This is a genomic window from Streptosporangium sp. NPDC020145, from assembly GCF_040631275.1.
GTDB lineage: Bacteria > Actinomycetota > Actinomycetes > Streptosporangiales > Streptosporangiaceae > Streptosporangium.
Genome location: NZ_JBEXZT010000022.1, coordinates 135,535 through 147,207, shown reverse-complemented (window position 1 = coordinate 147,207; position 11,673 = coordinate 135,535). Strand labels below are relative to the sequence as shown.

At 71.5% G+C, this 11,673-nt stretch carries 12 protein-coding genes; 3 read left to right on the top strand and 9 right to left on the bottom strand.

Annotated features, from left to right (window positions below):
* Positions 1-147 precede the first annotated feature (147 nt).
* The 3 genes from ABZ463_RS31140 to ABZ463_RS31130 all read right to left on the bottom strand — a co-directional run bounded on the left by ABZ463_RS31140 (position 148) and on the right by ABZ463_RS31130 (position 1,629).
* Positions 148-504 carry an arsenate reductase family protein gene (locus tag ABZ463_RS31140; protein ID WP_352012449.1) on the bottom strand — a complete coding sequence of 119 codons (357 nt, stop codon included), beginning with the start codon at positions 502-504 and terminating at the stop codon, positions 148-150.
* A 117-nt stretch (positions 505-621) separates the two neighbouring features.
* Positions 622-1,047: a hypothetical protein gene (locus ABZ463_RS31135; protein ID WP_352012450.1), complete on the bottom strand. Its 426-nt coding sequence runs from the start codon at positions 1,045-1,047 to the stop codon at positions 622-624.
* A 57-nt stretch (positions 1,048-1,104) separates the two neighbouring features.
* Entirely contained in the window at positions 1,105-1,629 is a 525-nt protein-coding gene (locus tag ABZ463_RS31130; protein WP_352012451.1) for a DUF2231 domain-containing protein, read from the bottom strand.
* A gap of 117 nt (positions 1,630-1,746) precedes the next feature.
* Between ABZ463_RS31130 and ABZ463_RS31125 the strand changes: the two genes are divergently transcribed.
* Positions 1,747-2,490 carry a helix-turn-helix domain-containing protein gene (locus ABZ463_RS31125; protein ID WP_352012452.1) on the top strand — a complete coding sequence of 248 codons (744 nt, stop codon included), beginning with the start codon at positions 1,747-1,749 and terminating at the stop codon, positions 2,488-2,490.
* A gap of 19 nt (positions 2,491-2,509) precedes the next feature.
* Here ABZ463_RS31125 and ABZ463_RS31120 read toward each other — a convergent pair whose 3' ends face one another.
* Positions 2,510-3,127 carry a TetR/AcrR family transcriptional regulator gene (locus tag ABZ463_RS31120; protein WP_362781502.1) on the bottom strand — a complete coding sequence of 206 codons (618 nt, stop codon included), beginning with the start codon at positions 3,125-3,127 and terminating at the stop codon, positions 2,510-2,512.
* A 115-nt stretch (positions 3,128-3,242) separates the two neighbouring features.
* Here ABZ463_RS31120 and ABZ463_RS31115 point away from each other — a divergent pair, with 115 nt between their 5' ends.
* A complete protein-coding gene (locus ABZ463_RS31115) occupies positions 3,243-4,268 on the top strand; it encodes a hypothetical protein (RefSeq protein WP_362781475.1) in 1,026 nt (341 codons plus the stop codon).
* A 9-nt stretch (positions 4,269-4,277) separates the two neighbouring features.
* On the opposite strand, the gene ABZ463_RS31110 is transcribed toward ABZ463_RS31115, so the two are convergent.
* From ABZ463_RS31110 to ABZ463_RS31100, 3 genes are all read right to left on the bottom strand, one after another.
* Positions 4,278-5,267: an NADPH:quinone reductase gene (locus ABZ463_RS31110; protein WP_362781473.1), complete on the bottom strand. Its 990-nt coding sequence runs from the start codon at positions 5,265-5,267 to the stop codon at positions 4,278-4,280.
* Between the two features lie 109 nt (positions 5,268-5,376).
* Positions 5,377-6,228, bottom strand: coding sequence for an alpha/beta fold hydrolase (locus ABZ463_RS31105; RefSeq protein ID WP_362781471.1), 852 nt, complete (start codon positions 6,226-6,228; stop codon positions 5,377-5,379).
* Positions 6,229-6,537: 309 nt separating this feature from the next.
* The gene (locus ABZ463_RS31100) at positions 6,538-9,426 is read right to left on the bottom strand and encodes a BTAD domain-containing putative transcriptional regulator (protein WP_362781469.1); all 2,889 of its coding nucleotides are present in this window, start codon (positions 9,424-9,426) and stop codon (positions 6,538-6,540) included.
* A 233-nt stretch (positions 9,427-9,659) separates the two neighbouring features.
* Here ABZ463_RS31100 and ABZ463_RS31095 point away from each other — a divergent pair, with 233 nt between their 5' ends.
* Entirely contained in the window at positions 9,660-9,920 is a 261-nt protein-coding gene (locus tag ABZ463_RS31095) for a hypothetical protein (protein ID WP_362781467.1), read from the top strand.
* 53 nt (positions 9,921-9,973) lie between these two features.
* On the opposite strand, the gene ABZ463_RS31090 is transcribed toward ABZ463_RS31095, so the two are convergent.
* A complete protein-coding gene (locus ABZ463_RS31090; protein WP_352012459.1) occupies positions 9,974-10,801 on the bottom strand; it encodes an alpha/beta hydrolase in 828 nt (275 codons plus the stop codon).
* Positions 10,802-11,005: 204 nt separating this feature from the next.
* Positions 11,006-11,548, bottom strand: a complete 543-nt coding sequence (locus ABZ463_RS31085; protein ID WP_352012460.1) for a hypothetical protein — start codon at positions 11,546-11,548, stop codon at positions 11,006-11,008.
* Positions 11,549-11,673 lie beyond the last annotated feature (125 nt).

Genomic DNA, 11,673 nt, shown 5'->3' with positions numbered 1-11,673 from the left:
GGCCCCGGGGCGCCCCCGGTGGAGCCGGGCCCGGTTTGGGCGCTCCCGCAGGGGGCCCCCCCCGGGTTCCCGGGGGCTACAGGGGTGGGGCCTTCGCCGACGTCGGCGAAGGCCCCACCCCTGAACGCCGTGGTGCGGGCCCGGCCGTCACGGCAGGAGGGACCGTACGGATTCGGGTGTGCGGCCGACCACCGCCGTTCCGTCGTCCGCGGTGATGATGGGCCGCTGGATCAGGATCGGGTGAGCGGCCAGCGCCGCGATCCACCGGGGGCGGTGGCTCTCGTCGCGTGGCCACGTGGTGAGGCCCAGTTCGGCCGCCGCGGGTTCGGCGAGACGGGCGATGTCCCAGGGCTGCATGCCGAGACGTCGCAGCACGTCTTCGATCTCCTGGGCGGTGGGCGGCTCCTCCAGGTAGCGCCGCACGGTGTAGGCGGCGCCCGCCTCGTCGAGCAGTGAAAGAGCGGAGGCGCATTTGCTGCACGCGGGGTTGATCCAGATTTCCACGATGGTGATCCTTCCAGCTGCGGGCGTGCCGGCCATCCGGGCAGGGCGGTCAGGGCGGGGAACCGGCGACGCGAGCGGGCCTCGGCGCGCGGGGCGCCGAGGAGGGCGAGGCCTCCGTCAGCCGCCGCCGACGCCCAGGGCGGAGAGCAGGACGAGAAGCACGGTCACGACGGCGAACAACCCGTGCGCGGCGACCACGACGACCGGGAAGTGCCGCTCGGCGGGGGCGGTGCGCTCACCCGCCGACGGGACGGTGGTGGCACGGGCCCGGTACACCGGGATCCACCGGGCCAGCATGACGAACCCGAGCAGGGCGACGGGTACCAGCAGGACGAAGGCGATCCAGGCCAGCGCGTTCAGGTCGGCGATGAGGTAGACGACCCAGACGACCAGGCCGACGGCGGCCAGCGCGAAATGGCCGAAGATCACCGGGACCGGCAGGTGGCTACCGCCGCGGGCACCGCCGCGTGAGAGCCAGGTGCCGAGCATGTGGAAGCCGCCGAGCGCGGTGACCACCCAGGTGACCAGTGCGGCGATGTTCATGAAAACTCCAGATTGCTCATGGTGGCCGCCCCGGGGACCGTGCGGCGACCGATGCTGTCAGTGGGTACGGCCCGCGGGTGCGAACCCCTCGGCCTGTGTCGCCTCGTCGGCCACCCGGACGCCGTAGCGGTAGGAGAGCCTGCCGCCCAGCCATCCCGCCACCGCCAAGGTCAGGAAGGAGGCGGCGTTGAGGGCCAGCGGCCCGGCGGGGACGCCGCCGGTGACGGCCTCGGAGTACCGCCACAGGAAATTGCCGAGGTAGGCGACGGTTGCCAGCAGGTTCAGCGTCATGTGGATCAGCGCCAGCCGGAACGCGCGGGTGCCCGTGGGGATGGCGAACAGGTCCAGGAATCCGGCCATGGCCGCGCCCAGGGCGCCGACCACCCCGATCGCGATCAGCCACATCGCTCCCTGGGACAGGAAGCGCGGATCCGCCACGAACCGTGAGGCGATGTCGAAGGCCAGGCCGGCCGCCCAGGCACCGATCGGGATCGTGACCAGCATGGGGTGGAACGGGTGTCCGTACGGGCCGGCGAGCGCGGCGCTGACCGGCTGCTTGGCCTGGTGTGGCCGGGTTGTCATGACCACCTCCTTTTCACCAATGGATTTTGGTCTTATTAGGGGTGGCGGTCAAGCGATGCCGATGAGAAAGGCCTCCACCCATCGTCCGACAGCGCATGCTGGCGTTATCGTGAAGGTGTGACCTCTGACATGAGCCAGCCGGCCTCTCCGGCGGACGCCGCGCTCGACTCCCTCAGCGTGCTCGGCGAAGGCACCCGGCGGCAGATCTTCGCCTTCATCCGCCGTGCCCGCCGGCCCGTCACACGCGAGGAGACCGCCGCCGACGTCGGCATCTCCCGCAAGCTCGCCGCGTTCCACCTGGACAAGCTGGTCGACGCCGGACTGCTCCGCACCCGGCATGCGTCGCCGACCGGCCTGCGCAAGGTCGGACGGCAGCCCAAGCTCTACGAGCCGACCGACAGCCCCATCCAGGTCAGCATTCCCGACCGCCGCCACGAACTGCTGGCCGCTCTCCTCCTCCGGGCCGTCCTGGCCGAAGGCGAGAACGAGACCGCCGCGAACGCCGCCATACGCACCGCCAGGCAGCACGGCGACGAACTCGGCGGCCAGGACCGCGCGCGCCTGCGGCCTGGCAGGCTCGGCGCCGAACGCGGCCTGACCCTGTGCGAGCAGATGCTCAACCAGCACGGCTTCGAGCCCGCCCGCGAGGCCCCCGACCGGCTGCGGCTGCGCAACTGCCCCTTCCACCCCCTCGCCGCCCAGGCCCCCGACCTCGTCTGCGGCATGAACCACGCCTTCCTCACCGGATATCTGCAAGGACTGCAGGCCGGAGCCGTTCAGGCGGTTCTCGCTCCGCGCTCCGGCGAATGCTGTGTCCAGCTGCAGCACGCGCAGCCGCAGGACCCGCCCAAGGCCGGCTGACACCCGGGCGTGCGCGAGGTCAGTTCCGGGCCGGGGCGCGCCGCCGTACCAGGGGGAGGTAGACCTCGTCGACGATCTCGACGAGGACGTCGTCGGGAGCGGTGGGGACCCCGCGCACGACGAACTCGTTGCGCAGCAGGACCATGGCCACGGTGGCGACCCGTGGAGTGAGCGCCTCGGGGGCCACCTCGCCGCGCGCGAGCGCGCGTTCCAGGACGGTCAGCCACGGGGCCGCGGCGTCGTCACCGGACCGGTCCTGCAACTGTTCCAGGAGTTCCGAGGCCCCTCCGGCCGCGGCGAACAGCTCGCGCAGGATCGCGCCCTGCGGGGAGCTCCAGTAGCGGTTGGCCTGGCGGAGCAGTGCCAGGACGTCGCCCCGCAGGTCGCCGGTGTCGTCGGGGGAGATCGTCGTGGTCAGCCGCCGGTAGGCGGCGACGCCGAGCGCGAGGCGGTTCGGCCAGCGACGGTAGATGGCGTTCTTGTTGGTCCCGGCTCGCGCGGCGACCCTGTCCATGGTCAGCCCGGCGTATCCGGCCTCGGCCAGTTCGTCGGCCGCGGCGCTCAGGATCGCCTCCTCCAGGGCGGCCCCACGCCTCCTGGTACGTCCCGCCGGACTGCCTGCCGCGTCCTCTGTCATGGCTCTTCCCGTAGTCGATACCGGCCGTGCCCTCCCATCCTTGTTGCCGTCCCCCCCTCGCACAAATAGGGTACTTGGAGTACCTTAAAACTCCCTCCAGAGAAAGGCACAGCACGTGCGCGCCAAGGGCATCAGCTATGACACCGGCTTCGTCGTCAACGGAACGATCGGTCACCGGCGGTTCGCCGCGGAGAACGTCAGGCGTGACATGCGCGCCATCCGCGACGACCTGAACTGCACCGCGGTCCGCGTCATGGGCGGCGACCCCGAACGGATCGAACTCGCCGCGGAGTGCGCCGCCGACCTCGGCCTCGAAGTCTGGTTCTCCCCGTACCCGCTCGAACTGACCGTCGACGAGATGTTGTCGCTGTTCGCCGACTGCGCCGAACGCGCGGAGCGGCTCCGGCTGAGGGGAGCCGAGGTCGTGTTCGTCACCGGCGCCGAACTCTGCCTGATGAACAAGGGATTCCTGCCCGGTGACAGCATCGACGAGCGAGTCGGGCTGCTGAGCAGGCCGGACCAGGTGCGTGAACAGATCGGCACGGTCGGCGCACGGGTCAACGACTTCCTCGCCGAAGCGGTGACGCTCGTCCGCGAACGCTTCGGCGGAAAGGTGACCTACGCCTCCGTGCCGCTCGAACGCGTCGACTGGGAGCCCTTCGACATCATGTCCGTGGACCTCTACCGGTCGGCTGAGATCGCCGACCGGTTCGCCGCCGGTGTCCACGGACTCGTCGCGCAGGGCAAGCCGGTCGCGATCACCGAGTTCGGCGCGGCGAGCTACCGGGGGGCGGGGGACAGGGGAGCCCTCGGCCTGGAGGTCGTCGAGTACGACCCGGCCACCCGCGCGCCCGTCCGGTTGAACGGCGAGTACGAACGTGACGAGGCCGGACAGGCCGCGTACGTGCGTGAACTGCTTGAGGTCTTCGACGCCGGAGGCGTCGACAGCGCCTTCGTGTTCACCTTCGCGCTCTACGACCACCCGTACCGCCCCGGCGGCGACCCCCGCGACGACCTGGACCTGGCCAGCTACGGCGTCGTCAAGGTCCACGAGGACCCGGAGAGACCGTGGGAGCCCAAGGCCGCCTTCCACTCCATCGCCGCTTACTACCGCTCCTCGCCGGAACCCGCGGCCCGGTGACCACCGCCTCTACGGGGAGAGCACGAGCCTGCCGTTGACGTCTCCCGTCTCCAGCCTGCGGTGTGCCTGGGCGGCCTGCGACAGCGGGAGCCGCCCGGCGACGCGGGGACGCCACCGGGTCTCGCGCAGCAGGAAGGCGACGCCGTCGGCCGCGTCGGCGAGATCGGCGACGGAGGCGTTGCTGATCGCGAACCCCACGACGGAGGCGTCCCGGGTGTAGAGGGAGCCGAGCGGCAGCGCCGGGGTGGCGTGCAGCCCGGCCATCACCACCAGCCGCCCGCCGTGGGCGAGAAGACCGACCCCGGCGGCCAGGTCCCCGCGCCCCGAGGTGTCCACCCACACGCGGTAGCCGCCGGGCGCGGCCGTACGCAGGCCGTCGGTCAGGTCGGGGTCGCGGTAGTCGAGGACCTCGGCGGCGCCCAGCGCGCGGACGGAGGCGAAGTCCTCCGGACGCGCGGTGGCGACCACGCGCGCCCCCGCCGCCACGGCCAGGGCGACCGCGGCGGACCCGACGTTGCCCGCCCCGCCGCCGACGTGGACGTTCTCCCCGGCCCGCAGCCGCCCGTGCCGGAACAGGGCCAGCCACGCGGTCGCCGCCGGGTGGGCGGCCGCGACCAGATCGGCCTCGTCGACGCCCGGCGGAACCGGGTACAGCCGGTCGGCGGGGACCACGGCGTACTCGGCGAAGGAGCCCTGCCTGCCGTCGTGCCCCAGGCTGTTGCACCACACCGGCAGCCCCGGGGAGAAGCCGGTCGCGCCGGGTCCCACGGCGGCCACCTCGCCGACCAGGTCCCGGCCGATCACGAACGGCGACGGCATGGGCGTGGGGTAGGCGCCCGAGCGCACGAAGACGTCCACCGGGTCGGCGGCGACCATGCGCACCCGCACCAGGACGTCGGTGGGGCCGATGCCCGGTACCGGTATCCGGCCGTAGCGGATGGCCTCGGCGGGACCGGGGCCCGTGACGTGGGCGGCGTACATGTGCGCGGGCAGGGACATCGGTGCGCTCCGTCGTGTTCGTGGTCCTCGGGTGCCGTAAACGCTCCCGAGCGGCACGGCCGTACAGAAGGACCGACACGCCCGTCGCCTCGATCTCACCGTGAGGAGCTCACTGTGCGGCGGACGTCCGCCGCAGATGGGCGAGGACGACCTCGCTCTGGCCGACGACGGAGTGCCCGACTCCCGGCAGCAGGCGAACCGTCGCGTGCGGGACGGTCTCGTTCAGGCGCCGGACGGTGTCCTGCGAGTCGAGCATGGCGTCACGGTCACCGACGACGGCCAGCACGGGCATGGTCAGCTTCCGCAGCGTGTCGTCGGAGAAGACCGGCAACCGCTTACGGGGGAGGAACTGCCGGAAGGTGAGGGCCATCCCCTCAAGGAACTCCTCGGAACCCTTCATGTCGAGCCCCGCGACCGTCTCAAGCGTTTTGCGCTGTCCCCACAGACCGAACCGGTTCAGCAGTACGGCCTTCGGCAGCCAGCCCCACTTCTGCCTGCCGATTCCGGCGGGGCACAGCAGAGCCAGGCACTCCACCCGGTCCGGGCGGCGGGTGGCGTAGTCCAGCGCCAGCCAGCCACCGAGCGAGGCACCGACCACGGACGCCCTCGACACCCCGAGTTCCCGCAGGACGTCGTCCAGCCAGAGGGCGTACGCCTCGGAGTCAAGCGGAGGGCGGGAGGGGGCGCTCAGGCCGGGCTCACCGATCATGTCGACGGCGTGGACGCGGAAGTGTCCGGCCCAGGAGGCCACCTCCGCGACCCACATCGCCGCGTTGGTGCCCGAGCCGTGCAACAGCACCAGCGGCGGCGCGTCCTCGGGGCCGGAGACCACGACGAAGGTCTCTCCCTCGCGGGTCGGGACCCTCCGGTGCTCGTAAGGAACGGGCCAGGTACGCAGGGTCTGGACGTACCGCTCGCGGATGCGCCGGCCCCCGTCCTCGGTCCGGTAGATGGCGGTCATGGCCCGACCACCGCGCCGGCGCGCCTCGGAGTCCGCCCGCCGCCGCCCGCGACGATGACCTTCATGTGACCCTCTCCTTCGTCGATGTGCCGTCCCCGCCCCGCCGGGTGCTCGCGCATCCGAACGAAGAGGGGAATCGCGATTCCCTAAAATTACCTTAACACCCCTCTTTGAGGGAAGAATAGGGAATATTAGGGAGTCGAGCAGGCCGGTCGCCGCCCAGGAAGCAGGAGGCAAGGGAGGCCGGAAGTCTCGACGGCCACCGTCTCAAGACCCCGCGGGGCCTCCGGGCCCGAGACGGGACGACCGTCACCGGGTCGCCCCGCTCTCCGAGGAGGTGTGAACCACCCCATGCCTCTCCAGGGCCTCGACCAGGCAGGACGGCCACGGGGAGGCGTCCTCGGTCCTGGCCCCCCGTTCGAGGGCCGCGGCGTAGGAGCGGGCGTCGAGGTTGCCGCGCACCAGCCGTACGGCCTCGATGTGCATCTCGTGGAAGGGGCGCAGGGTGATGAGGCCGACGCCCACGGCCTGGCGCAGATGACGGGCGGCGCCGAGGAGCTCGGCGGCCCGGTGGTACTGCCCGGCGGCGGCGACGGCCCAGGCCAGCGCCTCCGCTCCCCAGACGGGACCCCAGCGGTCGTCGATGTCGCGCTGGCGGACCAGGGAGTCGCGCAGCAGCTCGATGGCCGCGACGGTGTCGCCGAGCCGCAGCCTGGTCAGCCCGAGCGTCCACAGTGCCCATGATTGGGCCCAGGCCGCGCCGTTCGCCTCGGCCTCCTCCAGGTAGGCGTCTCCCGCGGCGCGCGCGACGTCCGGGACGCCGAGGAAGGCGCAGGCCATCGCCCAGAGCATGGTGGCCATGTGGGCGTCTCCCCGGGCACCCGCCCGCCGGAACATGTCCCTGGCCCGTGCCAGCACGGGGATCGCCCCGGCGTCGGAATGGGTGAGCATCGCATGGGCGCCCTCCAGATAGGTGGCGACGGGCGAGGCCGGAGCGCGGTGTTCGGCGAGATACCTCTCGGCGAGCCGGTGGTCGCCCTGCAGGAGGGCCACCCAGCTCAGCATCGCCAGCGCGTCGGTGCGCCGGGGGCCGGGCGCGGACAACGCGCAGGTGCGCTCCAGCCAGTGGCGGCCCTCACCGATGGTGCTGGTGAAGAACCAGGACCGGACACGGGTGAGGTTGACGGCGATCTCCAGGCCGTTGTCCGCCTGCCCCGGCTCGGTGACGCAGAAGTCCAGCGCCGTCCGCAGGTTGGGCAGCTCCCTCCGCAGCCGGGACAGCCACTCGACCTCGCGGACGCCGCACCACTCGGCCGCGGCGGTGGCGACCAGTCTCTGGTAGTGGTCGCGGTGGAGCCGCCGCAGCCGGGCTTCCGCGCCCATGTCGGCCAGTCTCCGCCCGCCGTACTGACGGATGGTCTCCAGAAGGCGGTAACGCGTACGGAGACCCTGGGTCCGCGCCAGCAGGACCGACTTGTGGCACAGGCTCGCCAGCAGATCCACGACGTCCCGGCGGGCGATGCCCGAGCCGGAGCACACGGCTTCGGCCGCCTCCAGGTCGAAACCGCTGGAGAAGACCGAAAGGCGCGCCCAGAGCAGGCGTTCCGGCTCGGTGCACAGCTCGTGGCTCCAGTCGATGACGTCCCACAACGTCCGGTGGTAGCGGGGCATGGCCCGGATGTCGCCGCCCAGCGGACGGAAGCAGTCATCGAGGCGCTCCAGGATCTCCGCGATGGACAGCGTGCCCAGCCGTACGGCGGCCAGTTCGATGGCCAGCGGGATGCCGTCCAGGCGCCTGCACAGCTGGACGACGAGATCGTGGTTGTCGTGGGTGACACGGAAGTCCGGTGCCGCCGCCGCGGCCCGCGCCACCAGCAACGCCACCGCGTCGTAGCCGGTCAGCGGACGCTCCCGGGACGCGGCGGCGGCCACGGGCGGCAGGGTGAGCGGGGGCACGACCAGCACGTGCTCGTGGCGCAGGCCGAGCCGGTGCCTGCTGGTCGTCAGCATCCGCAGGCCCGGGGCGGCCCTGAGCAGGGTGTCGGCCAGAGCGCCGACCGCCGCGGCCACGTGCTCACAGTTGTCCAGCACCAGCAGCAGCCGCCTGTCACGCAGGAAGTCGGCCAGGACGTCGGCGGGCGGACGCGCGGACTGGTCGCGGATTCTCAGCGCCTGGACCACGAGGTGCTCAAGTGGCCGTCCTTCCGGCAACGCGGTCAGGTCGGCCAGCCACACCCCGTCGGGGAAGTCCCCGGACAGCTCGGCCGCCGCCCGCAGGGCCAGCCGGGTCTTGCCCACCCCGCCCGCGCCGGTCAGGGTGACCAGCCGGTTTCCTCTCACCAGGCGCCCGATGTCGGCGAGCTGACGTGCCCGGCCGATGAACGTCGTCACCTCGGCGGGCAGGTTGCCGCGCACCCGCGGTGGGCTGACGTAGGCCAGCGCGGGGCTGGCGGTGAGCAACCGCCGGTGCAGTTCACGCAGCTCGTCGCCGGGATCGACGCCGAGTTGCTCGACCAGCGCGTCCCTGGCGTTGTGATAGCAGCGTAGGCTCTCGCCCCGGCGTCCCGACCGGTACAGCGCGAGCATCCGCTGTCTCCACAGTCGCTCCCTGAGCGGGTGCGCGGTGGTCAGCCCGTGCAGCTCGGCCAGCACGTCCTCGTGCCGTCCCAGCGCCAGGTCCGCCTCGATGCGAAGCTCAAGGGCGTCGAGCCTGCGTTCGTCGAGCACGGGGACGACGTCACGGCGTATGACCTCTGATCCGATGTCCGCGAGCGCCTCTCCGCGCCACAGGCGCAACGCCTCCCGAAGCAGCGTGGCGGCCTGCTCCGTCTCCTCGACGGCGGCCGCCGCCCGTGCGCGGCGCACCAGTGCGTCGAAACGGTGCAGGTCCAGCGTGTCGGCGGGCAGCTCGATCGCATACCCCCTCGGGTGCGTCGTCAGCGGGCACTCCCACCCCGCCCCGTTCAGCAGACGACGCAGCCGCAGCACGTAGTTCTGCAGCGTGTTGCGGGCGCCGTTGGGGGCGTCGTCCCCCCATACGCGTTCGATCAGCGTCTCGACGGTGACCACGCGATTGGCGTCCAGGAGCAGCGCCGCGAGCAGGGTGCGCAGCTTGGCCGCTCGGATGGTCAGGCGGTTGCCGTGGTGCAGGACCTCGACCGGCCCCAGAATCCTGAACTCGAAACCCAACCCTTTCACAGCGAATTGTAATCACATCATTACCCTCAGCTCGCAACGCGTCACGTACGGGCCCACGACGGAGCGGTGCGCGTGACCGGCGGGTGACCGGCGTGTCGGCGGCCTCCACCACGCTACGAGTGACCGGGGCGCGCGACCCCACGGCACTGGACGCGGGATCCCGGGTCGCGCCGCCCCGGTCCGCCGGAACGGGCACCGCCGTACGGCGTGCGAAGACAAGCGAAGGAGACGACATGACGACCAGGTTCCGTCCGGTGGCGCTGGCCGCCGCCGTGCTGAGCTCCGCCTGCCTGCTGACCGCGGGCCCGGCACACGCCACCGTCGCGACCGAGGGCACCGCCGTGCAGGCGCTCGGCGACGACGTCTACCGTGACTGGTTCACGAGCCACGCCAGGTGCGTGACCGCGGGCCAGGGCGGGATCGACCGGGGGCACTGGGGGCACTACACCTGCTCCGAAGGCGACGTGTTCTGGCACCTGTGGACCGACCGCTGAGCCGGCCCGCCGTGAGGGTGGTGCCCGTCGTGCGGACGGGCACCACCCGCGGGTCATGAGTTCAGGAATTCCAGCAGGTCGGCGTTGAACTTCTCCTTGTCGCCGGGCACCAGCGCGATGCCGTGTGAGCCGCCCTTGTACACCTTGTAGGTCGAGTTCGGGATGAGCTTCGAGGACTTGTCCGCCGAGGCCGCGATCGGCACGACCTGGTCGTCGTCACCGTGGATGATCAGGGTGGGAATGTCGAACCTCTTCAGGTCCTGGGTGAAGTCGGTGGCGGAGAAGGCGTCCACGCAGACCACCCCGGCCTCGATGTTCTCGGCCATGGCCATCAGCCAGAAGGCGTCCTTGTTGCCCTGCGTCACCTTGTTACCGGGCCGGTTGGCGCCGAAGAAGCCCTCCGCGGAGTCCTTCCAGAACTGCGAGCGCTCGGCGAGGATACCGGCCTTGATCTTGTCGAACACCTCCTGGGGGGTGCCCTCGGGGTTGTCGTCCGTCTTGAGCATCAGCGGCGGGACCGCCGACAGCAGCACGGCCTTACTGATGCGGTCGGTGCCGTGCCGGCCGATGTAGCGGGCCAGCTCCCCGCCTCCCATGGAGTGCGCGACCAGCGTGACGTCACGCAGGTCGAGCTTGGTGATGAGGTCGTTGAGATCGTCGGCGAAGGTGTCGAAGTCGTAGCCGTCGTGGGGGTGACTTGAGCGGCCGTGCCCCCGGCGGTCGTGCGCGATGGCCCGGAAGCCGTGGTCCTTGACCAGTTTCAGCTGGTCCTGCCAGGCGTCCGCGTTCAGCGGCCAGCCGTGGATGAAGACGACCGGCGGCCCGCTGCCCCAGTCGTAGAAGAAGATCTCTGTGCCGTCGCGCGTGGTCACGTAAGGCATGCCGTACCCTCCGAAGGTCTCCCGGGACGCGGATTGGCCATGGATGGCCGGTGGCTCCGGTGTCGTCACGGAGGCGATACCGCCGGAGGGGCAGAAATAAGGCCAAAGCGAGGTCTGCGGATTTTTGCCCGTCGGCCGGAATCGCTCCGCCGGTCCTGGGCGGACGGATTCCGGCCGGGGACCTCTCGACGTGTCCCGGTGAGGTCAGTTCCCGCGTTCGTGCCCGGCCGCCCTGAGCGCCTCGCCGAGAACGCGAACCGCCTTCGGCCCGACTCCGTGCATCGCCATCAGTTCGGCCTCGGTCAGTTCGGCGACCTGGGCGAGAGTGGTGATGCCGACGCCGGCGAGCGCCCGGGTGGCGGGCCCTCCGATGGCCTTGGGCAGGTCCCCGGTCTCACCGGCGACCGCCGTCTCTCCGGCGGCGGCCTGCCGCGCGAGCTGTCGCGGCGCGTGGGAGAACCAGGCGCGGCGCACCCAGTGGTTGAGCTGCTGACCGTCGATGTCCACGAGCGGGACACGTACGCCGGCCGACGTCCCGTCGTGGGGCAGCGGCTCCGCGGTCGGGTACGCCGCGAGAACCTTCTCCGCCTCCGTTGCGGGGAGGTGAAGGTGCACGTGGTCGTTGTCTCCCGTCGAGGCGAACAGGCTGCCGTGCACGGTGAACGCGATCACGCCGGGGCGGTCACCCTGCTCGGCGGTCCCGGGGAGGGAGAGCGCGGTCTTGCGAAGCTGGGCGAAAGTCGTCATGGGCCACTTTGGCATGCAGGACCGACAGAAGCTCCGTACGGCACGGATCGGGGGACCTCTCGGCGTCGTCATCGACGCCGAGAGGTCCGCCGTGTTCCCGCGCCGGCGAACGGCTCGGATGTCCT

What these genes read in the sequence shown, in the direction of transcription:
- ABZ463_RS31135 (WP_352012450.1), bottom strand. Translation starts at nt 1,047, where the DNA reads ATGAACATCGCCGCACTGGTCACCTGGGTGGTCACCGCGCTCGGCGGC.
- ABZ463_RS31130 (WP_352012451.1), bottom strand. Translation starts at nt 1,629, where the DNA reads ATGACAACCCGGCCACACCAGGCCAAGCAGCCGGTCAGCGCCGCGCTC.
- ABZ463_RS31120 (WP_362781502.1), bottom strand. Translation starts at nt 3,127, where the DNA reads ATGACAGAGGACGCGGCAGGCAGTCCGGCGGGACGTACCAGGAGGCGT.
- ABZ463_RS31110 (WP_362781473.1), bottom strand. Translation starts at nt 5,267, where the DNA reads ATGTCCCTGCCCGCGCACATGTACGCCGCCCACGTCACGGGCCCCGGT.
- ABZ463_RS31105 (WP_362781471.1), bottom strand. Translation starts at nt 6,228, where the DNA reads ATGACCGCCATCTACCGGACCGAGGACGGGGGCCGGCGCATCCGCGAG.
- ABZ463_RS31095 (WP_362781467.1), top strand. Translation starts at nt 9,660, where the DNA reads ATGACGACCAGGTTCCGTCCGGTGGCGCTGGCCGCCGCCGTGCTGAGC.
- ABZ463_RS31090 (WP_352012459.1), bottom strand. Translation starts at nt 10,801, where the DNA reads ATGCCTTACGTGACCACGCGCGACGGCACAGAGATCTTCTTCTACGAC.
- ABZ463_RS31085 (WP_352012460.1), bottom strand. Translation starts at nt 11,548, where the DNA reads ATGACGACTTTCGCCCAGCTTCGCAAGACCGCGCTCTCCCTCCCCGGG.